27 protein-coding genes and 1 riboswitch are annotated in these 22,522 nt (G+C 66.8%); of the genes, 12 read left to right on the top strand and 15 right to left on the bottom strand.

All coding sequences use genetic code 11. The features are described from left to right. Positions 1-124 precede the first annotated feature (124 nt). The 3 genes from DTA22_RS31285 (at position 125) to DTA22_RS31275 (ending at position 4,664) form a co-directional block, all read left to right on the top strand. The gene (locus tag DTA22_RS31285; protein WP_005244957.1) at positions 125-475 is read left to right on the top strand and encodes a histone-like nucleoid-structuring protein Lsr2; all 351 of its coding nucleotides are present in this window, start codon (positions 125-127) and stop codon (positions 473-475) included. 99 nt (positions 476-574) lie between these two features. Continuing rightward, entirely contained in the window at positions 575-1,510 is a 936-nt protein-coding gene (locus DTA22_RS31280) for an esterase/lipase family protein (protein WP_112302018.1), read from the top strand. Between the two features lie 616 nt (positions 1,511-2,126). Beyond that, positions 2,127-4,664 carry an ATP-dependent Clp protease ATP-binding subunit gene (locus tag DTA22_RS31275; RefSeq protein WP_037242312.1) on the top strand — a complete coding sequence of 846 codons (2,538 nt, stop codon included), beginning with the start codon at positions 2,127-2,129 and terminating at the stop codon, positions 4,662-4,664. Positions 4,665-4,733: 69 nt separating this feature from the next. On the opposite strand, the gene DTA22_RS31270 is transcribed toward DTA22_RS31275, so the two are convergent. Continuing rightward, positions 4,734-5,315, bottom strand: coding sequence for a TIGR03086 family metal-binding protein (locus DTA22_RS31270; protein ID WP_037242310.1), 582 nt, complete (start codon positions 5,313-5,315; stop codon positions 4,734-4,736). A 61-nt stretch (positions 5,316-5,376) separates the two neighbouring features. Between DTA22_RS31270 and DTA22_RS31265 the strand changes: the two genes are divergently transcribed. Both DTA22_RS31265 and DTA22_RS31260 read left to right on the top strand, forming a co-directional pair. Further along, positions 5,377-6,327 (top strand): helix-turn-helix transcriptional regulator, encoded by a 951-nt coding sequence (locus tag DTA22_RS31265; protein WP_037242307.1) that lies wholly within the window; start codon positions 5,377-5,379, stop codon positions 6,325-6,327. Positions 6,328-6,366: 39 nt separating this feature from the next. Then, entirely contained in the window at positions 6,367-6,804 is a 438-nt protein-coding gene (locus DTA22_RS31260; protein WP_005244949.1) for an OsmC family protein, read from the top strand. A 10-nt stretch (positions 6,805-6,814) separates the two neighbouring features. On the opposite strand, the gene DTA22_RS31255 is transcribed toward DTA22_RS31260, so the two are convergent. Genes DTA22_RS31255 through DTA22_RS31235 form a run of 5 tightly spaced genes read right to left on the bottom strand, consistent with a single transcriptional unit; the run spans position 6,815 to position 8,790 of the window. Continuing rightward, on the bottom strand, positions 6,815-7,150 hold the full coding sequence (locus DTA22_RS31255) for an SH3-like domain-containing protein (protein WP_037242305.1): 336 nt from the start codon (positions 7,148-7,150) through the stop codon (positions 6,815-6,817). After that, positions 7,147-7,836, bottom strand: a complete 690-nt coding sequence (gene scnC, locus DTA22_RS31250) for a thiocyanate hydrolase subunit gamma (RefSeq protein ID WP_037242302.1) — start codon at positions 7,834-7,836, stop codon at positions 7,147-7,149. The genes DTA22_RS31255 and scnC overlap by 4 nt, the downstream gene beginning before the upstream one ends. Next, positions 7,833-8,132 (bottom strand): SH3-like domain-containing protein, encoded by a 300-nt coding sequence (locus DTA22_RS37220; protein ID WP_025431751.1) that lies wholly within the window; start codon positions 8,130-8,132, stop codon positions 7,833-7,835. The genes scnC and DTA22_RS37220 overlap by 4 nt, the downstream gene beginning before the upstream one ends. Continuing rightward, positions 8,129-8,572, bottom strand: coding sequence for an SH3-like domain-containing protein (locus DTA22_RS37215; protein WP_112302017.1), 444 nt, complete (start codon positions 8,570-8,572; stop codon positions 8,129-8,131). The genes DTA22_RS37220 and DTA22_RS37215 overlap by 4 nt, the downstream gene beginning before the upstream one ends. Before the next feature lie 23 nt (positions 8,573-8,595). Further along, complete coding sequence (locus DTA22_RS31235) at positions 8,596-8,790, bottom strand: CbtB domain-containing protein (RefSeq protein ID WP_005244942.1); 195 nt, start codon at positions 8,788-8,790, stop codon at positions 8,596-8,598. Between the two features lie 237 nt (positions 8,791-9,027). Here DTA22_RS31235 and DTA22_RS31230 point away from each other — a divergent pair, with 237 nt between their 5' ends. Next, the gene (locus tag DTA22_RS31230; RefSeq protein ID WP_112302109.1) at positions 9,028-9,693 is read left to right on the top strand and encodes a DsbA family oxidoreductase; all 666 of its coding nucleotides are present in this window, start codon (positions 9,028-9,030) and stop codon (positions 9,691-9,693) included. Here DTA22_RS31230 and DTA22_RS31225 read toward each other — a convergent pair. Continuing rightward, positions 9,690-10,145, bottom strand: a complete 456-nt coding sequence (locus DTA22_RS31225; protein ID WP_112302016.1) for a hypothetical protein — start codon at positions 10,143-10,145, stop codon at positions 9,690-9,692. The genes DTA22_RS31230 and DTA22_RS31225 overlap by 4 nt on opposite strands. Before the next feature lie 142 nt (positions 10,146-10,287). Between DTA22_RS31225 and DTA22_RS31220 the strand changes: the two genes are divergently transcribed. Next, positions 10,288-11,229 carry a DUF5996 family protein gene (locus DTA22_RS31220; RefSeq protein WP_112302015.1) on the top strand — a complete coding sequence of 314 codons (942 nt, stop codon included), beginning with the start codon at positions 10,288-10,290 and terminating at the stop codon, positions 11,227-11,229. An 11-nt stretch (positions 11,230-11,240) separates the two neighbouring features. Here the strand turns inward: DTA22_RS31220 and DTA22_RS31215 are convergent, their stop codons facing one another. The 3 genes from DTA22_RS31215 to DTA22_RS31205 form a co-directional block, all read right to left on the bottom strand. Further along, on the bottom strand, positions 11,241-12,035 hold the full coding sequence (locus DTA22_RS31215; RefSeq protein ID WP_037242289.1) for a CbtA family protein: 795 nt from the start codon (positions 12,033-12,035) through the stop codon (positions 11,241-11,243). Beyond that, positions 12,026-12,220: a CbtB domain-containing protein gene (locus DTA22_RS31210; protein WP_005244930.1), complete on the bottom strand. Its 195-nt coding sequence runs from the start codon at positions 12,218-12,220 to the stop codon at positions 12,026-12,028. Before DTA22_RS31210 ends, DTA22_RS31215 begins: the two co-directional genes overlap by 10 nt. A gap of 23 nt (positions 12,221-12,243) precedes the next feature. Continuing rightward, a riboswitch (cobalamin riboswitch) is annotated at positions 12,244-12,376 on the bottom strand. A gap of 51 nt (positions 12,377-12,427) precedes the next feature. Continuing rightward, positions 12,428-12,742: an antibiotic biosynthesis monooxygenase family protein gene (locus DTA22_RS31205; protein ID WP_037242287.1), complete on the bottom strand. Its 315-nt coding sequence runs from the start codon at positions 12,740-12,742 to the stop codon at positions 12,428-12,430. A gap of 32 nt (positions 12,743-12,774) precedes the next feature. Between DTA22_RS31205 and DTA22_RS31200 the strand changes: the two genes are divergently transcribed. Next, a complete protein-coding gene (locus DTA22_RS31200) occupies positions 12,775-13,530 on the top strand; it encodes an alpha/beta fold hydrolase (protein ID WP_112302014.1) in 756 nt (251 codons plus the stop codon). Positions 13,531-13,542: 12 nt separating this feature from the next. Here DTA22_RS31200 and DTA22_RS31195 read toward each other — a convergent pair whose 3' ends face one another. Continuing rightward, positions 13,543-14,421 (bottom strand): HhH-GPD family protein, encoded by an 879-nt coding sequence (locus DTA22_RS31195; RefSeq protein WP_112302013.1) that lies wholly within the window; start codon positions 14,419-14,421, stop codon positions 13,543-13,545. Positions 14,422-14,521: 100 nt separating this feature from the next. On the opposite strand from DTA22_RS31195, the gene DTA22_RS31190 reads away from it, so the two are divergent. Beyond that, entirely contained in the window at positions 14,522-15,148 is a 627-nt protein-coding gene (locus tag DTA22_RS31190) for a carbonic anhydrase (RefSeq protein ID WP_005244926.1), read from the top strand. Between the two features lie 59 nt (positions 15,149-15,207). Beyond that, positions 15,208-15,972 (top strand): hypothetical protein, encoded by a 765-nt coding sequence (locus DTA22_RS31185; RefSeq protein ID WP_039953105.1) that lies wholly within the window; start codon positions 15,208-15,210, stop codon positions 15,970-15,972. Here DTA22_RS31185 and DTA22_RS31180 read toward each other — a convergent pair. From DTA22_RS31180 to DTA22_RS31170, 3 genes are read right to left on the bottom strand one after another with little or no spacing between them, the layout of a single operon-like run. Beyond that, a complete protein-coding gene (locus DTA22_RS31180; protein ID WP_037242276.1) occupies positions 15,965-16,927 on the bottom strand; it encodes an asparaginase in 963 nt (320 codons plus the stop codon). The two genes, DTA22_RS31185 and DTA22_RS31180, sit on opposite strands and share 8 nt — an antisense overlap. A gap of 13 nt (positions 16,928-16,940) precedes the next feature. Continuing rightward, positions 16,941-18,386: an amino acid permease gene (locus DTA22_RS31175; RefSeq protein ID WP_112302012.1), complete on the bottom strand. Its 1,446-nt coding sequence runs from the start codon at positions 18,384-18,386 to the stop codon at positions 16,941-16,943. Then, positions 18,383-19,831, bottom strand: a complete 1,449-nt coding sequence (locus DTA22_RS31170; protein ID WP_112302011.1) for an aspartate ammonia-lyase — start codon at positions 19,829-19,831, stop codon at positions 18,383-18,385. The genes DTA22_RS31175 and DTA22_RS31170 overlap by 4 nt, the downstream gene beginning before the upstream one ends. A gap of 220 nt (positions 19,832-20,051) precedes the next feature. Here DTA22_RS31170 and DTA22_RS31165 point away from each other — a divergent pair, with 220 nt between their 5' ends. Beyond that, positions 20,052-20,771: a FadR/GntR family transcriptional regulator gene (locus tag DTA22_RS31165; RefSeq protein ID WP_112302010.1), complete on the top strand. Its 720-nt coding sequence runs from the start codon at positions 20,052-20,054 to the stop codon at positions 20,769-20,771. A 15-nt stretch (positions 20,772-20,786) separates the two neighbouring features. On the opposite strand, the gene disA is transcribed toward DTA22_RS31165, so the two are convergent. Further along, positions 20,787-21,872 (bottom strand): DNA integrity scanning diadenylate cyclase DisA, encoded by a 1,086-nt coding sequence (disA, locus tag DTA22_RS31160; protein ID WP_005244912.1) that lies wholly within the window; start codon positions 21,870-21,872, stop codon positions 20,787-20,789. An 85-nt stretch (positions 21,873-21,957) separates the two neighbouring features. Here disA and DTA22_RS31155 point away from each other — a divergent pair, with 85 nt between their 5' ends. After that, on the top strand, positions 21,958-22,521 hold the full coding sequence (locus DTA22_RS31155; RefSeq protein ID WP_037242265.1) for a PaaI family thioesterase: 564 nt from the start codon (positions 21,958-21,960) through the stop codon (positions 22,519-22,521). The last annotated feature ends 1 nt before the right edge of the window (position 22,522 follow it).

Raw genomic sequence — 22,522 nt, 5'->3', positions numbered from 1 at the left:
TTCACGCGGATGAATTCGATCCATTCCTCGTATTCCGAATCGGAAGAACAGGGGTATGGTTACCTCCGGGTCGTAGCTCACGTTGACGATGAGACGTCGCTTCATTCGAGAGGAATTTCATCCCATGGCTAAGAAGGTCACTGTCACCCTGATCGACGATGTCGATCAAGAGGCGTCTGCCGACGAGACGGTCGAGTTCGGACTCGACGGTGTTCAGTACGAGATCGACCTTTCCTCGGAGAATGCGGCGAAATTGCGCGAGCAGCTCGACGTGTGGGTTTCCCACGCGCGCAAGGTGAGCTCGCGCAAGCGCGGCAAGGCCGTGGCGGCCCCGGCCGCCACCAAGTCCCGAGTTTCGGTCGATCGGGAACAGAGCGCCGCTATCCGTGAATGGGCGCGCAAGAACAACAAAAAGGTTTCTGCGCGCGGGCGTATCTCCGCGGAAATTATCGACGCCTACAACAAGGCGAACTGAAAGTTAGCTGGGAACAGAATTCGCTGATTCGCTCCGCGAGGTGACCTGGACTGTTACCGTCCCGCACTGATCCGTTAATCGGGAAGTCTGGGGGTAGCCGTGCGCCGCTGCGTGGCCGTTTCAGGGATTCTGTTCCTGGCGTTCGTGATGTGGGCCGGGGTGGCGTCCGCAGCGCCGACCTATCCGGTGCCGGATTCGTTCCTCGCCGGCGTGCCCCTCGAATTGGGAAATCCGGGCGGTTCGGCCCCGGGTTCGAACGACTGGTCCTGCCGGCCGAGTGACGCGCATCCCGAACCGGTGGTCCTCGTCCACGGCACGGGAGGCGCACGCCAGACCAACTGGGCGGTGTACGCACCGCTCCTCGCCAACGAGGGCTACTGCGTGTATTCCCTCACCTACGGCAACTTCCCCGACCTGCCGTGGCCGCTCGATGCGATCGGCGGGATGACTCCCATCGACACCGGCACCGCTCAGATCGCCGCATTCGTCGATCAGGTGCTGTCGAGCACGGGCGCCTCGAAAGTCGACCTGGTCGGACATTCCCAGGGCACCCTGCAGGCGAACAACTACGTGAAGTTCTTCGGTGGTGCAGACAAGGTCGCAAAGGTCGTGTCACTGGCACCGCCGTGGCACGGCACGTACGGCAACGACCAGATCAGCGTCGGGCGGTACATGCGGTCGCTCGGCATCGACGACGAGATGGCGGCGGGTTTCCCCGTCTGCCGGGCCTGTCCCGAGATGCTCCAGGGGTCCGCGTTCATCGACCGCATGCGGGCAGACGGGGTCTACGTCCCCGGCATCGAGTACACCAACATCGCGACCCGCTACGACGAACTGGTCGTCCCGTACACGAGCGGCATCGAGCCGGGCCCGGACACCACCAACATCGTCGTCCAGGACGGTTGCGAGCAGGACTACTCCGACCACGTCGCCGTCGCCGGTTCGGCACGGGCCGCCGGATTCGTGCTGAACGCCCTGGATCCGGCACACCCGCGCGACGTGCCCTGCAGTTTCGTCGCCCCCGTCGCGGGGTAGCTCTCACCAACTCCTCTCGCGCCGGGTGGCGCCGGTTACCGGGGAAGGCCTGCGCAACCCGCTGGGTATCGCCGCGAGGCCGGCGGAAACATATGGGTGGCGAACTCACAGCTCATCGACATACCCTGTCCGGACACGCAGGTCTCGCTTCCTTCGGGGAGCGGGCCTCGAACTTCGCGGGCAAAGCGGTCGTCGCATTTCTGCGACACCACGGTCACGACGTGCCCGCCGGGTCCCGTCCAGGAACGTCTGGATGGCGAACAACTGGAAAGAAGTGCCCATTCGAGCCATCCCGGCGGCTACGAAATGGTGGTCCACATCGGCATCGCGGGACCTGTTCGCTCCAGGCGTACAGCGAAGGGGAAACGATTGCCGGAGCTGGGGCGTTAAATACGGGTAAGCAGGCCTGCTCTTCTACCTAAAGGGGTGGAGGGGCAGCAGGTCGATCGGCAGCCAACTAGAGTAATAGCTGGGGTCGTGGAACCTTCGTCGGTTCGGGGCTTCTGCCCTCGGAGCAGGCGCTGGCGATCTGCTTGTAGTGCCGGAGCGAAACGCGGCGCACAGGGACGAGACACCCGGTCTCGTGACTGCACGTCGGAAAGTGTGAGGGAGAGCGATGTTCGAGAGGTTCACCGATCGCGCACGGCGCGTTGTTGTCCTGGCTCAAGAAGAAGCCAGGATGCTCAACCACAACTACATCGGTACGGAGCACATCCTGCTCGGCCTCATTCACGAGGGCGAAGGTGTCGCTGCCAAGTCGCTGGAGTCGTTGGGCATCTCCCTCGAAGGAGTGCGCAGCCAGGTCGAGGAGATCATCGGCCAGGGCCAGCAGGCCCCGTCCGGCCACATCCCCTTCACCCCGCGTGCCAAAAAAGTCCTGGAGCTCAGCCTGCGCGAGGCACTGCAGCTCGGACACAACTACATCGGCACGGAGCACATCCTGCTCGGCCTCATCCGCGAGGGTGAAGGCGTCGCAGCGCAGGTTCTGGTCAAGCTCGGTGCCGACCTCAACCGGGTGCGTCAGCAGGTCATCCAGCTGCTCTCCGGCTACCAGGGCAAGGAGCCGGCCGAGGCCGGCGGCACTCGCGGCGAGGCGGGCACCCCGTCCACGTCGCTGGTGCTCGACCAGTTCGGTCGCAACCTCACCCAGGCAGCCCTCGAAGGCAAGCTCGACCCCGTCATCGGCCGCTCGAAGGAAATCGAGCGCGTCATGCAGGTGCTGTCGCGCCGTACCAAGAACAACCCGGTGCTGATCGGCGAGCCCGGTGTCGGTAAGACCGCCGTCGTCGAGGGTCTCGCTCAGGCCATCGTCAACGGCGAGGTCCCCGAGACGCTCAAGGACAAGCAGCTGTACACGCTCGACCTCGGGTCGCTCGTGGCAGGCAGCCGCTACCGCGGTGACTTCGAAGAGCGCCTGAAGAAGGTCCTCAAGGAGATCAACACCCGCGGCGACATCATCCTGTTCATCGACGAGCTGCACACCCTCGTGGGTGCAGGCGCGGCCGAGGGCGCCATCGACGCGGCCTCGATCCTCAAGCCGAAGCTCGCCCGCGGTGAGCTGCAGACCATCGGTGCCACCACCCTCGACGAGTACCGCAAGTACATCGAGAAGGACGCCGCACTGGAGCGCCGCTTCCAGCCGGTGCAGGTCGGCGAGCCGACGGTGGAACACACCATCGAGATCCTCAAGGGTCTTCGCGACCGCTACGAGGCGCACCACCGCGTGTCCATCACGGACGGTGCACTCGTCGCCGCAGCCACCCTGGCCGATCGCTACATCAACGACCGCTTCCTGCCGGACAAGGCCATCGACCTCATCGACGAGGCCGGAGCCCGGATGCGCATCCGCCGGATGACCGCACCGCCGGACCTCCGCGAGTTCGACGACAAGATCGCCGACGCCCGCCGCGAGAAGGAGTCCGCGATCGACGCGCAGGACTTCGAGAAGGCCGCGAACCTGCGCGACAAGGAGAAGACTCTCGTCGCTCAGCGTGCGGAGCGGGAGAAGCAGTGGCGTTCCGGTGACCTGGACGTCATCGCCGAGGTCGACGACGAGCAGATCGCCGAGGTCCTGGGTAACTGGACCGGCATCCCCGTGTTCAAGCTCACCGAGGAGGAGACCACGCGTCTGCTCCGCATGGAGGAGGAGCTGCACAAGCGGATCATCGGTCAGGAAGACGCGGTCAAGGCTGTCGCCAAGGCCATCCGTCGTACCCGTGCCGGCCTGAAGGACCCGAAGCGTCCGTCCGGTTCGTTCATCTTCGCCGGCCCGTCCGGTGTCGGTAAGACCGAGCTGGCCAAGTCGCTCGCCAACTTCCTGTTCGGTGAGGACGACGCTCTCATCCAGATCGACATGGGTGAGTTCCACGACCGCTTCACCGCGTCGCGGCTGTTCGGTGCCCCTCCCGGCTACGTCGGCTACGAAGAGGGCGGCCAGCTCACCGAGAAGGTGCGCCGCAAGCCGTTCAGTGTGGTGCTGTTCGACGAGATCGAGAAGGCACACCAGGAGATCTACAACACGCTCCTGCAGGTGCTCGAAGACGGCCGTCTCACCGACGGTCAGGGCCGGACCGTGGACTTCAAGAACACGGTGCTCATCTTCACCTCGAACCTCGGTACTTCGGACATCTCCAAGGCAGTGGGTCTCGGCTTCACGTCCGGTAAGGGCGACGAGTCGAACTACGAGCGGATGAAGCTCAAGGTGCACGACGAGCTGAAGAAGCACTTCCGTCCCGAGTTCCTCAACCGCATCGACGACATCGTCGTGTTCCACCAGCTCACCACCGAGCAGATCGTTCAGATGGTGGACCTGATGGTGGCACGTGTCGAGGTGGCCTTGAAGAACAAGGACATGACGATGGAGGTCAGCGACAAGGCCAAGTCGCTGCTGGCCAAGCGTGGCTTCGATCCGGTCCTGGGTGCGCGGCCGCTGCGTCGCACGATCCAGCGCGAGATCGAGGACCAGCTGTCGGAGAAGATCCTCTTCGGCGAGGTCGGTCCCGGTCAGATCGTGTACGTCGACGTCGAGAACTGGGACGGCGAAGGCGCGGGCGAGGACGCGAAGTTCACGTTCCGCGGCGAGGCGAAGCCGGTCACGGTCCCCGACGAGGTTCCGGTCGACCTGGCCAAGTCCGGCGCAGCCGACTCGGAGTAGTCAGGCAGTAGTCGAACGACAACGGGCCGCCGGTGGTAATCCACCGGCGGCCCGTTCGTGTGCGCGGGGTCAGATGCTCTTGCGTCCCGACCAGTTGGCGAGGCGCTCGGTGGGACCGGCGGTGGGGTGCGGATCGACCACGTCCGCGAACGGCACGTGGCCGCCGCGCGTCTCGGCCGGGATCGCGTGCCGGGCGACGGCGAGCACGGCCTCGGCGAGTTCCGGGCGGGTCTCGGAGGGTTGGCCGGTGGCGACGGCCAGGTCCCAGCCGTGCACGAGGGTCTCGTTGATGTACCCCCAGATCGCGGCGCGGCCGGGAACAGTGCCCCACGGCGCGGTCACTGTTGCGTCGAGTCGGCTGTCGTCGGTCCAGACGGGCCACATGCGGTCCGCGGCGGACCGGTAGGCGTCCGCGTAGCCGTCGCCGGGGATGTCGGTGACGACGAGCGGAACGGTGCCGGGGTCGCCGCCCTCGCCGATGACGCGTGCCCTCTCCACGGTGGCGACGAGGTGGCCGAGCAGGGTGCGGACGTCGAAGTCGGTGCAGGGAGTGGACGCCGTCAGCTGGTCTTCGCGGACCTTCTCGATGAGGCCGGTGGTCCAGGTGAGGGCTTCGCGGTACAGGGGTCGGGGATCTGTTGTGTTGGTCATGAGGCAACTATCGCCGCGAAACATGACATCTTCTGTCATGTATTTCTGCCAGACTTTTCCCATGCGTGCCGACCGTTTGCTCTCACTCGTCCTTCTGCTCCGTAATCGTGGACGCATGTCGGCGTCGGCGCTGGCCCGCGAACTCGAGGTGTCGCCGCGCACCGTGCTGCGGGACATCGACGCATTGTCGACGGCGGGGATACCGGTGTATGCCGAACGCGGTCGTGACGGCGGCTTCGAGTTGCTGCCGGGATTCACCACCGACCTCACCGGTCTGACCGTCGACGAGGCCAAGGCCCTGCTGGCGGCAGGCTCGGCGATGACGTCGGAATCGCTGGGCATGGCGCCGGCATTCGCGTCGGCGATGCGCAAGGTGGTGGCGGCGATGCCGGACGCGCACCGGGCGGCGGCGACGAAGGTGGCGGAGCGGGTGTTCGTCACCCAGGGAACGTGGCTGACCGACCCGGAACCGGTGGACGATCATCTCGGGCTGATCCAGCAGGCGGTGTTCGTGGGCCGGCGGCTGAGCATCCTGTACCCGTCGCGGGGCAACGACGCGGTGTGGCGCGTCATCGACCCGCAGGGGCTCATCCATGCGGCGGGACGGTGGTATCTGGTGGCGACGGACGCCGGCCGCGACCGGACGTACCGGCTCGAGCGCATCGAGGACGTCCGCGAACTCGACGAGCCGGCGCAGCGATCTGCCGACATCGACCTCGCCGCGATCTGGGAGCGTCGCCGTTCGGCGTTCCGGGCGCGCGGGACGCCGGTGGTCGCCGACGTTCTCGTGGGCCGTGAGCGCCGCGACGACCTGGTGGAGCGTGCCTATGCCGTCCGCTCCGAGCAGTCGGTCGACGACGACCGGGTGCGGCTGGAAGTGGTGTTCGGTGACGACTCCCACGCACGCGGGGTTCTGTGGGCGTTCGGCGAGGACGCGGAAGTGCTCGCACCGGACGCTCTGCGGGCCGCCCTGCGTTCCCGGGCGCTGCGCATGTCCGCCCGGTACGAGTAGGTTCGACACGTAAACCGAAGAACCACGAGAGGATGTGGCATGCCGACACGTACCGCACGGACCGCTTGGAACGGATCGCTCGAACAGGGAAGCGGCCAGGTGGAACTCACCAGTTCCGGTGTCGCGACCTTCGACGTCTCGTTCCCGAAGCGGGCGGCCGAAGAGGCCGGTGGAACCACCAGCCCGGAGGAGCTGATCGCCGCGGCGCATTCCTCCTGCTATGCGATGCAGCTGTCCGCACTCATCGCGGAGGCAGGCGGGACCCCGCAGAGCCTCGAAGTGAAGGCGGATGTCTCACTCGGACCGGACAACCCGGGTTTCAAGCTCACCGGAATCAAGCTGACGGTCCGCGGTGAGGTGGACGGTCTCGACGCCGACGGGTTCGCCAAGGCAGCTCAGGCAGCCAAGGAGTCCTGCCCGGTGAGCAAGGCGCTCACCGGAGTCGAGATCACGCTGGACGCGGCACTCGAGTCCTGAGTCCAGCCGGCTACTGACGGTTGAACCGTGCGCGCACTTCCTCCATCTTCGCCTGGAGTTCGTCCGGGCTGATGACGCCCTTGTCCATCAACGCGTGAGCGGTGGCGACGACGGACCGGGAGCGGACGGGGAAGTCGCGGTAGATGGTTTCGCCCAGCTGGTCCTCGGTGTGGCGCCTGTCGAGATTGTCCCAGGCGCCACGCCAGGACAGGCATTCCGCGGTGGCCTGCATGCTCGATTCCCACGGGTCGGGCTTGCGGTCGAGGTCCGGTAGCGTCACGTCGTTGCGGGTCGTCTCCGGTGTCAACGTGTTCAGGATGACGTCGTATGCCTTGTCCGTCATCATCGTGCGGTTCCTCCGTTGTCCGAGGGTGGTGTGGTCGCGGTCCAATCGACCTGCGGGACGGCGACACCGATCATGGTGTCGCGGGTGACGATCGACGCAAGTTGTTCCTCACTCCACCCCTCGGTGCCCTCGGGGCGCATCGGCATCACCATGAACCGTGATTTTTGATTCGAATCATGCACGCGCACTTCGACATCCGGCGGGAAGTGCAGACCGAACTCCGCGATCACCTCGCGTGGCCAGCGCACCAACCGGCGGCGATAGTTGGGGGTGCGGTACCAGTCCGGAGACATACCGAGAACGGGCCGCGGATAGCACGAACACAACGTGCAGACGATGACGTTGTGGACGTTCGGGGTGTTCTCCAGCACGTAGAAGTACGTGTAGTCGCTGGGCGTGCCCGACCCGGTCGGGTCGCGCCAGTCGATCCCCACTTCCTTGCAGGTTTCGGTGCCGTCCGCCAGCAGTCGCTTCTTGAACTCCGGGTCGACCCACGCTTTCGCGACCAACTTCGAACCACCCGAAGGCCCCACCGACTCGGCCCATTCGGAGAAACGGCGGTGATCCTCGCGGGAGAACAGTCCGTGTTCGATGGACAGTTCCCGAATGGCGGTCTCCAGGATCTCGAACTCGCTGACCTCTTCCGAGGCCTGGATCGGGGCGTGATCGCCGTGCGAATGCGTCATGTGTCCGCCTCTCCTGCCGGCTCGAGCCAGCGCTCGGAGCACTCGGTTTCCAACGTGTCGATCTCGAATCCGGTGTAGCGGGGCCAGAGGTCGGTCTGCCGGAAGCGGACGACGTAGAACGGCTCGGTCCGGCCGTCGTCCACGCGTCCCCACGCCTCGTCCTCGGGGATCACCCACTCCGGGCGGTGTTCGACGACGACGCCGGTGCGCCCGCGGATGAATGCCTGGGTGCGGGTGTGGAACATCGACGTCGCGTCCTTGACGGTGACCCGGTCGCCGATCTCGAACTTCGTCATGACTGGCCTCCGGTCGCTTTCCCGCCGGCAGACCTGGCCCGGACCTCGTCGATCTTGGCGGAGAGTTCGTCGGGCGTGATCAGGCCCTTGTTGATGAGCGTCTTGGCGGCCACCGTGATCCACCGCGCGTAGTACGGCAAACCGAAATAGAGCGTTGCGCCCAGGTCGTTCTCGGCGCGACGGCGCTCTTCGGAGTTCCACACACCGCGCCACCCGAGGCATTCGCACGTGACGTATGTGCTCATCTCCCAGTCCTCTTCGACCTTCTCCTCGTACTTGACGGGAAGGGCGGTCTGGCCGCCGACGTCGTGGAGAACGTGTCGCAACGCGTCGAACGCGGAATTGGACAGGTAATACGGCGAATCCATCTCTGCGTGATGGGCCGGGCCGTACTCCGCGACCCTGTTCGCCTGTGCTTCGAAATCTGCTGGAGAGTTCATCGCGTGCTCCGGTCGTGGTGGAACTAGTGACAGGGAACTCCCAGGAGATGGCGGCCGTCGTGCATCAATTCGTGCAGGTACATGCCACTTCGGGAGATCGCACCCTGGTCGAATCCGACCAGGTAGAGGGTGAGCAGAGCGAGCAGGACGACTCCGACGGCGATCAACACGATTCCGAGTGACTCGACGGACTTGCTCGGTGACGAGACGTAAACCATGGCTACTCCTGGAGCAGTTCGGGTTCCACGATCATCGAGTCGCCGATTGTCCGGGCATCGCAACGAGCGCCCCTCACTCAGCGGCACGATCGATACGACGTTACTCTCGCCGTGTCGATCCCCTCACCGTACCGTTCGGTCGAATCCGGCGTGCGGAAATGCAGCGCGGCGAACCAAGACAAACATCGTGACGAACTCGGCGGAACAGAATGCGCCGGCGATTCGTTTTACCGAACTGTGACGACACAGCAGAACACCGACGGCGACATCGAGATCGAGATCTGGTCCGACGTCGCCTGCCCCTGGTGCTACATCGGCAAGCACCGTTTCCTGGCCGCCCTCGCGGAGTTCGAGGGGCGCGACCGGGTGAACGTGGTGTGGCGGTCGTATCAGCTGTCGCCGGATACGCCGGTCGGGGAGCGGCGCAGCGAGCTCGACGCCCTGGTGGAGAGCAAGGGCATGCCTGCCGAGCAGGTCCGTCAGATGTTCGGTCACGTTGCGCGCACGGCGGCCGACGAGGGGCTGCGTCTCGACTTCGACACCGTGATCGCCGCCAACACGTTCGACGCCCACCGGTTGATCCAACTGGCGGGCGACAAACGAGATGCCGTGGTGGAAGCGCTGTTCCGCGCCCACTTCGGCGACGGAGCCGTGATCGACGACCGAGAGGTGCTCGTCGACATCGCGGCGCGGGCCGGGCTCGACGCCGACACCGTGCGCGCCGAACTCGAGTCCGATGCCGGTGCGGACGCGGTCCGCGCCGACCTCGACACCGCCCGTCGACTGCAGGTGTCGGCGGTGCCGTTCTTCGTCGCCAACCGCCGCGTCGCCGTGTCCGGCGCCCAGCCGAAGGACGTGTTCCTGCAGCTTCTGACGCAGGCGAGCACGGCGGCGGTGAACTAGCAGCGCGTGAAGTACCGGTTGGCGTCGGGCCGGAACATGAGTGCCACCGCCGCGATCACCGCCACGAGGTGGGTGAGCCGGGCGGCCGCGATCACCGCGACGTCGAGCGTCAGACCGGAGACGGCAGACATCGGGTCGTTGCCGGCCGATACCCACGCGATCGGTTCCATCACGAGTGACGCGACGCCGAACACGCCGAGACCGATCGCGAGGGTGTTCCGCGCCCACGCCCCGCCACTGCGGAGTCGGGTCATGACGAACAGCACCGCGCCGTAGACGACGACGCGGACGATGAGTTGTCCGGCGAGGCTGCCGACGTCGGCGCCCGGGCCCTCCAGCGCGGTCGACGTGTGCGCGATGGCCTCGACCATGCCGGCGAACAGGGCAAGTCCGAGCAGCCAGTACGCGCGCTCGACCGTCTGCGGGATCGAGGGTGCAGTGCGAGTGGTCATGTCCCCATGCTGGTATCGGTGACGTCGCGGCACATCACCCCCGAGAGTGGAGTCCACCCCTACCCGGGTATCGGTGCGACGCGCTTGCCATCACCCCGCACGAGGGGCACATTGAAGTGCACGTCGTCGGCAGGGAGGCACTGTGCGCGAGCAGACACGATCCGGAGATGCATGGCCGGCGTTGAAGGTGGACGACTGGACGGCGACGCGGGACACCCTGCACATGTGGACGCAGATCGTCGGGAAGATCCGCCTGGCCCACGCACCGTTGATCAACCACTGGTGGCAGGTCCCGCTGTACGTGAGCCCCCGCGGTCTCACGACGTCGACGATCCCGTACGGCACCGACTGTTTCGACATCGAATTCGACTTCGCCGAGCATCAACTGGTGATCCGCACGAGCACGGGCGGCACCGGGACGGTTGCCCTCGAACCGAAGTCGGTGGCCGACTTCTATGCGGAGACGATGGACACGCTGGCCGAATTGGGTGTGGTGACGACCATTCTGGCCCGGCCCAACGAGGTGGACCCCGCCGTCCCGTTCGCGGAGGACACCCAGCACTGTTCGTACGACGGTGAGTCGGTGCACCAGTTCTGGCGGCAGCTCGTGCAGGCGGACCGCGTCCTGCACGAGTTCCGTTCCCATTTCATCGGGAAGGTCAGTCCCGTGCACTTCTTCTGGGGTGCGCTCGACCTGGCCTGTACGCGGTTCTCCGGGCGAACCGCACCGACTCACCCTGGGGGAGCACCGAACTGCGGAGACTGGGTGATGGTCGAGGGCTACTCGCACGAGCTGAGCAGCTGCGGTTTCTGGCCCGGTGGTGGCGTCGAAGGTGCGTTCTACGCGTACGCCTACCCGGAACCCGATGGCTTCGCCGACTACCCGGTCGGGCCCGACGGAGCTTTCTACAGCAAGGAGAACGGGCAGTTCCTGCTGCCGTACGAAACCGTCCGCACCGCGGACGATCCCGATGCCGCACTGCTGAAGTTCCTGCACAGCACATACGACGCGGCCGCCGAGCGGGGTGGCTGGGACCGGGCCGCCCTGGAGGCGGACCCGGCCCGATGGGACAAATCCCGCTGACGCCCTGTGGGTCAGGCGGCGTTCGCCGGCGCGGGCGTCGTAGCCCGGGTGGCACGCTCCGTGAGGAACGCGAACGCCAGTCCGAGAACCAGCCACAACGTTGCCTGAGTCGCGAGGGACGACAGGCGGAACTGCCACAGCAGCACTGCGGGGAAGTCGTCGCCCACTTCGTTGACGGTGGGCAGTACGAGGTAGCCGACGGTCACCACCACGAGGAAGGCGAGAACCGGTGCCGCGATCCGCACCGACAGGAACTCCTGAGCTGCGACGGCCTTCGCCGCGAAGACGGAGGCCACCACCGCGAGCAAGCCCAGCACGACTGCGGCGAGCCACAGCCAGGTTCGCTGGGTGATCGTTTCGGGGTCTCCGACAGCGGGCGGGTTGGCAGGGTACTTGAAGAACGGCACCGCCTCGATTGCCAACCAGCCCAATGTGGCCAGTGTCAGCCCGAGCAACGGTCCCGACAGCGTCGTCACCCGACGCGCGTAATTCGCGACGACGGCGAAGATTGCTCCCAGTGCCAGGCCCGCGAGGGACGTGGCGAGGAACAGTCCGAAACGCTGTCCGTCACGGCTGACCAGTGCCTCTTCCTCGTCGTGCGAGTGCCCGGCCGGCTCCTCGGCCTGCGTGGCGTCGTGCGAGTGGACGTCGGCTTCGGCGGCGCTGTTCGACTCTTCGATCGCGATGGCCGCATCGATGTGCGACTCACCGAGGACGAAGGCGACGCCACCGGCCAGGATGCCTGCGATCAGACCGGCCAGCAGGCCACGGATGAGGAGTTTTGCGAAGGAATCGGTCAGTGGCATGGCAGACCCAGGAGGTGGCGGCCGTCGTGCATCAATTCATGCATGTACATGCCACTGCGCGAAATCGCGCCCTGGTCGAATCCCACGAGATAGAGAGCGAGCATCGCGAACAGAACGATCGCGAAAGAGATGACGGCGAGACGGGTCGTATCGACCGACGAGCCGGGTGCGTAGGCGAGTGCCATAGTTCCTCCTGGGATTTCGCGTCCCCTAGGTCCAGGCGATGGCCGCAGTATCTGGCTGTCGAGGTGGCTCCCGTGAAGGACTACTCCGATTTACAGTGGCGCGACCGCTCCGGGATTGCACCGGATTCCTGCCGAACCATCGCTTTGTCCTGCGAACTTTTGCACCCGGCGGGCCGTCGTGTCAATCCTCCCGCTCGGCCCCGTCTCTCAGCTCTTGTTCGCCGCCGCGACGTCGAGAACGACCTCGAACTCGAGCAGCGAAGCTCCGGACGCAACCGGCTTCTTCTGCTCACCCGCGTGTGCCTCCCGGGCCGGACCGTCGCGCCACGCCGCGAATGCCTCTTCGCTCTCCCACTGGGTGACGACGAAGTAGCGGTTCTCGCCCTTGACGGGACGCAGAAGCTGGAATCCGAGGAAGCCGGGGGAGTTCTCCACGGCGTGCGCGCGCGCTGCGAAGCGCTTCTCGAGTTCGGGGCCCGCGCCCTCGGGGATTTCGATTGCGTTGATCTTCACCACTGCCATGCGGGCGAGATTACTCCGCTAGCGTCGGAGGGGTGGCGGGTGAGAGTGCGTTGCACGACGAGGGTGGGACGGGACAGCCGTTTCTGCTGTTGCACGGGCTGATGGGCAGCGCCCGGACGTGGGGGCGGCACGTGTCGTGGTTGCGCGAGCACGGCCACGTCTTCACGTTCGACGCCGCAGGTCACGGCAGGCCCGCACCCGCGCAGTTGACGACGGAAGCGTTCGTGGAAGACCTGGCCGCCGCGCTCGCACCCTTCGCCGAACCGTGGGTGGTGATCGGTCACTCGATGGGCGCCCTGCACGCGTGGTGCCTGGCCGCCGAACACCCCGAGAAGGTGTCGGCGCTCGTGCTCGAAGACATGGCCCCCGACTTCCGTGGCCGGACCGCCGCGGACTGGGCGGCGATGATCTCGAAGTGGCCGCAGCCGTTCACGACGCGGGAAGACCTCTTAGAGTTCTTCGGTCCGGTTGCCGGACAGTACTTCCTGGATTCGTTCGAGAAGCGCGCCGACGGCTGGTACCTGCACGGCGACGTCGACACGTTCCGCGACATCTCCGAGGAGTGGGGCGGCAGGCACTTCTGGGACCAGTGGGCGTCGATCACGGTGCCGGCCCTGCTGATCGAGGGGGAGTTCACGATCACCCCCGACGGTCAGATGCGGACCATGGCGGAGCGGCATCCCGGCGCCGAGTACGTCCGCATCGAGCAGGCCGGTCACCTCGTCCACGACGACCAGCCGGAGCAGTACCGGAAAGTGGTCGAGGCATTCCTCGACGGGCTCGGCTGACCCGCCCGGGGGCTAGCTTCCCTCGCCCGCGAGGGCGAAGAGCCCGTTCTCGGTCTGCTCGACGAGTCCGTCGATCAGCAGGGAATGGAGGGCGCGGTCGCGTTGGCCCGGATCGCCCGGCCACACCTGGTCGAGCCGGACGCGTTCGACGGGGGCGGAGCTCTCACGGAGTACGGCCATGAGCTTGCCGCGCACCTGACGGTCGGTGCCTGCGAACTTCTGGACCTTCCGGCGCTCGCCGGTGTGCGCGGGACGTCCGGCATCCACCCAGGCGCAGCTCGGCAGCGGGCAGCGAGCGCATTCGGGCGAGCGGGCGGTGCACACGGTGGCCCCGAGTTCCATCAGGGCCGCGGAGAACGTGGCGGCCCGCGCGCGGGTTCTGGGCAGCAGCGCGGACACGTCGGCGAGGTCACGCGTGGTCGACGGATTTCCCGGCTCGGCGCTTCCGTGCACGGCCCTGGCGACCACCCGCCGGACGTTCGTGTCGACGACGGGGACCCGCTGTCCGTAGGCGAAGCAGGCGACGGCCCGCGCGGTGTAGGCACCGATACCGGGCAGGCCGAGGAGAGTGTCGACGTCGCTCGGAACCACGTCGCCGTGCTCGGCGGCCAGTACTCCGGCGCACTCGTGGAGCCTCAGCGCGCGGCGCGGGTAGCCCAGCTTGCCCCACGCGCGCAGTACGTCGGCCTGACTCGACGCGGCCATGCGGGACGGGACGGGCCAGCGCTGCACCCATTCCTCCCAGATCGGGGCCACCCGGACGACGGGCGTCTGCTGCAGCATGATCTCGCTCATCAGGATGTGCCAGGCGGTGACGCCGTCGCGGCGCCACGGCAGATCCCGGGCCTGTACGTCGTACCAGTTGATCAGCGCGGAGGAGTCAACGGCCACTTCGTCCTCACAAGTCCCTTCGTTCACGGGGGAAACAGATTTTCCGCGGTCGTCACATTCCCGTCGCGACGGTGCGACATGCCCGGTGCACAATGATCCCATGCCTAATTCCAACCCCGTGTCCGCGTGGAAAGCCCTGCGTCAGGGTAACGACAGATTCGTGAGCGGTACCTCGCTCCATCCCAGCCAGGGCATCGCCGATCGCGCGAAGCTCGTCGGCGGCCAGCACCCCACGGCCGTCCTGTTCGGATGCGGAGACTCCCGCGTCGCCGCCGAAATCATCTTCGACCAGGGTCTGGGCGACATGTTCGTCGTCCGCACCGCCGGTCACGTGATCGACGACGCCGTGCTCGGGTCCATCGAGTACGCCGTCGGCGTGCTGAACGTGCCGCTCATCGTCGTGCTCGGACACGACAGCTGCGGTGCCGTCAAGGCGACGCTCGACGCGCTCGACGACGGCAACGTGCCGCCCGGATTCATCCGCAGCATCGTGGAACGGGTCGCGCCGTCGATCCTCATGGGACGCCGCGAGGGCCTCAGTACCGTCGACGAACTCGAGGGCCGCCACGTGGTGGAGACCGGGGCCCTGCTCATGCAGCGGTCGCGCATCATCGCGGAGAAGGTGGAGAGCGGCGCGTGCGCCATCGCGGGTGTCACGTACAAGCTGTCCGACGGCCGCACCCACCTGCAGGGCGCTGTCGGCGACATCGGTGAGCTCACGGACTGACCGCGACACGCCGCACCCGCTGAGCCGTTGCCGCGCGACGCCGAACTACCGTTGACGTCGTGCTGGAACCGAATGGACCGTTGCCCCCCGAGATTTACTGGCGCCGCAGGGCGCTGGCGATCGGCGGCGCCATCGTCGTGTTGCTGCTCGTCGTGTGGTTGATCAACTCGCTTCGTGGTGGCGGTGACTCCGAGACGGATCCGGCGGCAGCGAGTTCCTCGTTGACCACTCCTGTGTCGATTTCCCCGACAGCCTCGGGTTCGTCCACGTCCAGTGGCGGATCGGGCGGTTCCGGTGGCGGCGGCGGTGGCGCCGCTGCCGCCGGCGGCGAGGCCTCCTCGGGCACGTCCGGCTCGTCCGGCGCGTCGAGCAGCGGTGCCTCGAGCAGCGCGGCTCCCAGCGGCCAGCCGGTCGCCGCGGGACAGTGCCCGGACCAGTCGCTGGCCATCAAGGTGGCCGCCGACAAGCCGACGTACCTGGCGGGTGAGGAGCCGAGCTTCACGACGGTCGTCACCAACATCGGCACCACACCGTGCGAACGCGATCTGGGCAGCAGCCTCCAGCAGGTGCTCGTCTACACGATCGACGGTGCCGTGCGGCTGTGGTCCAACATCGACTGCTTCCCGCAGTCCGCGGCCGACGTGCGCACCCTCGCGCCCGGCGAGCAGGCTCAGTTCACCGTGAAATGGTCGGCCAAGACCTCCGCCCCCGACTGCCTGACGCAACCGGAACCCCAGCGTGATCCGGTGGGGCCCGGCGCGTACACGGTCGTCGGTCAGCTGGGTCAGCTCCGCAGCGCGCCGGAGCCGTTCAACCTCAGCTGATCCTCGGTGCGGGATCGATGCGCGAGCGTCGATCGAATTCCTTGTCGAGGTCGGTGTGCTCGGGGTCGGCGAGCAGCGCCGCGAGAAGGATGCGGGCCTGACCTGCTCTGAGGTCGGTGGAGAACAGTGCGCCCGCCGAGACGAGGTCGTGCCCGCCGCCCCCACCGCCGTACGTGGCGGAGGTCGGGCCCTGCGGCACCCGGGTGGTGACCACGACCGGGATCCCGGCGGACGCGCAGTCCCGGACCGCCTCGACGATCGCCGGGTTCGCGTTCCCGGATCCGAGGCCGTCGAGCACCAGCCCCTGGGCGCCGGCAGCCCGGCACGCGTCGATCTGGACGCGGTCGGCCCCCGGGTAGGCGGCGACGATGTCGACACGGGTTCCGGAGATCGGATGCCACGGCAGCGGTTCGAGGCTTCGCCGCGAGTGGTCACCGGCGGGGTGGACGGATCGGAACGCGTCGAGTGACGTCGTGTCGACCTTCCGCGTTCCCGACGCCCGGTGCAGGGCGCCTCCGAACGCGATGAGGACACCCGCTCCGCGCAGAGCGGGGTCCGATCCCGCGGCGACCGCGTCGGCCAGATTGGCCTGGGCATCGGAGTCCGGGTGGTCGAAGGTGCGTTGCGCACCCGTGAACACGACCGGCCGCGGGTCGGCGTGGTGGAGGTCGACCAGGAATGCGGTCTCCTCCATGGTGTCGGTTCCATGGAGCACGACCACCGCGTCGAGTTCGGGGTCGCGCAGTTCCGCGGTGACGGCGTCGCGGACCCGGTCCATATCGGCGAACGTCATGCTCGAACTGTCCTTCGACATCACGTCGACGACACGGAGTTCCGTCCCGGTCCACGCACTGCCCAACAGGTCCGGGCCTGCGACCACCGGTCTGCTGACACCCTGCCCGTCCCGCCTGCTGGCGATCGTCCCTCCGGTGGTGACGACGGCGACTTTCGGCACAGTTGTCCTTTCGCTAAACGGTCGGGCGGTCCGAGGCCAGGGTGCGGATGCGGTTCCGCGCGCCGAACCAGCCGATGACCAACAGTGGGGCGATGATCGCGATGGACCCGACGGTCCAGGTTCCGACGGGGTGATCGAACGCCATCAGTATGACGACGCACCCGAGGAAGGCCAGGGTCAGGAGCCCGGTGTAGGGGGCGCCGAACATCCGGAAACCGGGCCGGGCGAGCTTCCCCTCCTTGGCGAATTTCCACAGTTTCAGCTGGCACAGCACGATCACGGCCCAGGCGCTGATGATCCCGAGCGCGGCGAGGTTGAGGACGATCTCGAACGCCTGCGCGGGAACGACGGCGTTGAGTCCGACGCCGAGCAGGATGACGACACCGGTGAGGGCGATGCCGCCGTACGGCACTCCGGCCTTGTTCATCCGGGCGGCGAACGACGGCGCCGATCCGGCCATGGCCATGGAGTGCAGTATTCGGCCGGTGGAATACAGGCCCGCGTTGAGTGAGGACAGCGCGGCCGTGAGCACCACGAGGTTCATGATCGCGTCGGCGCCCTGCACGTTGATGGAGCCGAAGAACGTGACGAACGGGCTCTCGCCGGCGTGGTACTCGGTGTAGGGGAGCAGCAGCGACAGCAGCAGGACGGACCCGACGTAGAAGACGAGGATCCGGATGATGACCGTGTTGATCGCCTTGGGGATGACCTTCTGTGGGTTCTTCGTCTCGCCCGCAGTGGTTCCCACGAGTTCGATCGAGGCGTAAGCGAAGACGACGCCCTGGATCACCACGACGGCGGGCAGGATTCCGTTGGGGAAGAGTCCGCCGTTGTCGGTGATCATGCTGAAGCCCGACGAATGTCCTTCGATCGGTGTTCCGAACAGCACGAAGTAGATTCCGAAGCCGAGGAACGCGGCGAGGGCGACGACCTTGATGAGGGCGAACCAGAACTCCAGTTCACCGAACACCTTGACGGAGACGAGATTCAGCCCGAGGACCAGAACGACCGCGGCCAGGGCGAAGACCCATTGGTCGACGTTCCCGAGCGGTGCCCAGTACTTCTTGAAGAAGTTCATGTACAGCGCGACGGCGGTGACGTCGACGACGGCCGTCATCGCCCAGTTCATCCAGTACAGCCAGCCCGCGGCGAACGCCATCTTCTCGCCGAAGAATTCGCGCGAGTACGACACGAACGACCCGGAGGTGGGTCGGTGCATCACGAGTTCACCCAGTGCCCGCAGGATCAGGAAGGCGAAGAACCCGCAGAGGGCGTAGACGAGGACGAGTGCGGGACCGGCCTGCTGGAGGCGTCCGCCCGCACCCATGAACAGGCCGGTGCCGATCGCTCCGCCGATCGCGATCATCTGGATCTGTCTCGGGCCGAGCGCTTTCCGGTAGCCGAGGTCTTCCTCGACGAAGATGTCTGCGCCGGAGGTGTCGTCCTTCTCGATCGTCACGAGACGACCTCCGCGGCAGCGGCGACGGGTGTCGGCCGTGGCGAACCGGACGCTCTCAGGTTGGCGAGATGCTCGGGGCTGAGGAGGCGGTCGAGTTCTTCACGGTCGAGCAGACCCGCCTCGATCACGAGGTCGGCGACCCTGCGGCCGGAGACCAGCGCTTCCTGCGCGATCCGGGTCGAGGCGGTGTAGCCGATGTACGGGTTGAGCGCGGTGACGAGTCCGATGGAGTCCTCGACCCGGGCACGCAGCAGATCGGTGTTGGCCGTGATGCCGAGTACGCAGCGGTCGGCCAGGATCCGGCAGGCGGCGCCGAGGTGGCGCATCCCCTCCGAGAGGGAGTGCACGATGATCGGTTCGAATGCGTTGAGCTGGAGCTGGCCGGATTCGGCGGCCATCGTGATGGTGACGTCGTTGCCGATGACCTCGTAGGCCACCTGGTTGAGGACTTCCGGGATCACCGGATTGACCTTGCCGGGCATGATCGACGAACCGGCTTGTACCGGTGGAAGATTGATCTCGTTCAGGCCCGCGCGCGGCCCCGACGACAGCAGGCGGAGGTCGTTGCACACCTTCGACAACTTGACCGCGATCCGCTTGAGCACGCCCGAGAGGTGGACGAACTGTCCGACGTCCTGGGTCGCCTCGACCAGGTCCGTGGCCAGGACGAGGGGAAGTCCGGTGAGTTCCCGCAGCGTGTCGCAGGCTGCCTCGGCGTAGCCGACGGGTGCGTTCAGGCCTGTGCCGATCGCGGTGGCGCCGAGGTTGATCTCGTGGACGAGGAGAGCGGCCTCGTCGAGACGGGTGCGGTCCTCGTCGATCATCACCGCGTACGTGGCGAACTCCTGGCCGAGAGTCATCGGTACCGCGTCCTGGAGTTGGGTGCGCCCCATCTTCACGGTGTCGGCGAACTCGACGGCCTTGGTCGAGAAGGCCTCCTGCAGGACGCGCATCGCGTCCAGCAGGTCGTCGATCGCGAAGATCGTCGCGATGTTGACCGCGGTGGGGTAGACGTCGTTGGTCGACTGGCTGAGGTTCACGTGCTCGTTGGGATGGAGTTCCGCGTACTCCCCGCGCGCGTGGCCGAGGATCTCGAGTGCCCGGTTGGCGATCACCTCGTTGGCGTTCATGTTGGTCGACGTTCCGGCGCCGCCCTGGATGACGTCGACGACGAACTGCTCGTGCCAGCGGCCGTCGACGATCTCCCGGCACGCCTGCCGGATTGCGTCGGCTCGGCGGTGGTCGAGGATCCCGAGTTTCTCGTTGGCGCTCGCCGCGGCCCATTTGACGTAGGCGAGCCCGCGAATCAGGTAGGGGTTCGTGGAGATCGGCCGGCCGGTGATGGGGAAGTTCTCGACGGCCCGCAGCGTGTGGATTCCCCAGTAGGAATCCGCAGGCACTTGGCGGTCGCCGAGCAGATCGTGTTCTGTTCGCGTTTCGAGCACTTGATCATTCCTCACGGGGATTCGCGCGAGCCGTTGCTCTGCACGGATGCGGTGGATGGAGTCTGCTGCTCGATGAGGGTAGATTTCTCGGTCGAGCCACCCGGCTATCCACCTGCCAGGCTGTCAGACAGGTGCAATTGTTACCGCGCTCACTCGCGGGCGTCAACCCCGGCGGCGTCTCGTATTGACGTTGCGGCCGGGGCATGAGAAGAATGTCCTCATGAACCTGTCGGACAGCTGGGCAGCCAGGCGTCCTGCCACGGCGCGGGTCAGCGCCGCGGAGGCGGTCCTGGCGGATCTTCGTGACGCGATCACGTCCGGTGAGCTATCGGTCGGTGAACGACTCCCGTCCGAAGCGTCCCTCGCTGCGCGGCACGGGGTCAGCCGGTCGGTGATCCGGGAGGCCCTGCGGTCCTGTCATGCGCTCGGACTCACGGAGACGAAGTCGGGCCTCGGGACGTTCGTCGTCAGCGATTCGATAGCCCGCGACCTCGACTTCGGGAACTACGCGGCCAACGAACTCGTCGAGGCGCGCCCGCACGTGGAGATTCCCGCCGCCGGATGGGCGGCGCAGCGGCACACCGGCGAGGACCTGGCCGCCCTGCGCGGACTGGTGGACCAGATGCGGGACGAGGACGATCCCCTCGTGTGGGTGTCGCTGGACGCGCAGTTCCACGCGTTCATCGCCCGGACGAGCCGGAACCGTGTGTTCGAATCGGTGATCGTCGATATCCGCGAGGCACTCACCCGGCAGTCCGAAACGCTGAATCTCGTTGCGGGGCGTCAGCAGAAGTCGAACGACGAGCACGACCGGATCGTGGAAGGCATCGCGTCCGGAAGTTACGACAAGGCCGCCCGCGCGATGGCCGAACACCTGGACGCGGTCCGGGTCGCACTGGAATCCGTGGTGGGAGAACCCGGCCCGGAGCCCCGACAGTAGGGACGAGAACAGGCCCTAGTCGTACGGGCCCGAGATCGACGTCTCGGCGAGCCGGGACAGGCCCTCGCGAATGTGCCGGGCCCAAAGCCCGCCGATCCCCTCCACCGACTGCAGGTCGGCGGCCGTCGCGGCCAGCAGTGACTGCAGCGTCCCGAACGAGCCGACGAGCCGGTGAATCTGGTTGAACTGCAGGCGGGGAACGCGGGTGAGGACGCGGTAGCCGCGAGGACTCATCGGCGCCTCGAGCGCTTCGATGGTGCCCGGGTAGCCGAACGCCCGGGCCAACGTCGTGAGGTCGAGAAGATCTGCGTCCGTGATCCTGTCGAGCGCGGAGAGCGACTTCTCGACGTCGTCGGCGGGCGCCGGGCCGGTGCCCGCCAGGTAGTCGCGCACGATGAGTTCCCTCGCCACGTCGTTGTCGCCGACGAGTTCCTCCAGTTGCAGTGCGAGCTGTCGTCCGTCCGTGCCGAGCTCGAGCACGTCCTGCTCGATCTCGACGGACACGCGCCGCACCATCTCCAGGCGCTGCACCACGGTCAGGGCGTCGCGGAGCGTGACGAAATCCTCGATCTCGACCACCGACAGCTGGCGGGTCACCTCGTCGAGCCGCGCCTTGTACCGCTCGAGGGTGGCCACCGCCTGATTGGCGCGGGACAGGATCGTGGCGGAACCGTCGATGACGTGCCGGATGCCGCCGACGTACACGCTGACGATGCTCATCGACTGGCTGACCGACACCACGGGGTACCCGGTCTGCATGGCCGTCCGCTCGGCGGCGCGGTGACGCGTGCCGGACTCGACGGTCGGGATCTTGTGGTCGGGGACCAACTGGACGTTGGCGCGCACGATGCGGGACCCGTCGGTGGACAGGACCACGGCGCCGTCCATCTTCGACAGCTCACGCAGGCGGGTCGGGGCGAACTCCACGTCGAGCTCGAAGCCGCCGTCGCAGATCTCTTCCATCTGCTCGTCGTAGCCGAGGACGATCAGTGCGCCCGTGCGACCGCGCAGAATGCGCTCCAGGCCGTCGCGAAGTGCCGTTCCGGGAGCCAGCCGGGCAATCGTTTCCCGCAGCGCAGACGACGACTCGGCATCGTTCATCGCGCAATACTCCCGCTGAGGTAGACGTCACTTGTCGGGGACCGCCGCGGAAACACGTCCGGACCCGCGTTTAGATTACCTATCCATGAGTAGTACCTGGACTTTGCCCGACGACCTGACCCTGCCCGAACCGGTCGGCAGCTTTCCCGCCGCAGGTCAGCCCGTGCCGCAGCACTGGTCACGGTGCTTCGGGTGCGGCGACCAGTCGCCTGCCGGGATGTCGATGAGCTTCACTGCCGGGGAGGGGCTCGACGTGTGGGGACGGCTCGAGGTGGCCCCCCGCTACCAGGGCGGTCCGGGAGTGATCCACGGCGGCATCCTCTCGACCGCGTTCGACGAGGCGCTGGGCATGGTGTGCCGATCGATCGTCGACGGTCCGGTGGTCACGGGTCATCTGGAGATCGATTTCGCCAGGCCCATCCCGCTGGGTTCCGTCCTCGAATTCCATGCACGCATCGACGGATCGATCCGCCGCAAGGTGTATGCGAGCGCCGAGGCGCGCATCGTCGAGGGGCCGACGGCCGATCCCGACGTGGTGGTGGCGACGTCGCGGGGACTGTTCCTCACCGTCACCGCCGAGCACTTCGAGAAGACCAAGGACTTCGTGGACGGTGTGCCGGAGCGCCCGTTCGGCACGTCGTCGATCTGAG

The organism is Rhodococcus wratislaviensis (assembly GCF_900455735.1).
Taxonomy (GTDB): Bacteria; Actinomycetota; Actinomycetes; order Mycobacteriales; family Mycobacteriaceae; genus Rhodococcus_F; species Rhodococcus_F wratislaviensis.
Note: the sequence above shows the minus strand (reverse complement) of the source record. Positions and strands in the feature narration are given on the sequence as shown.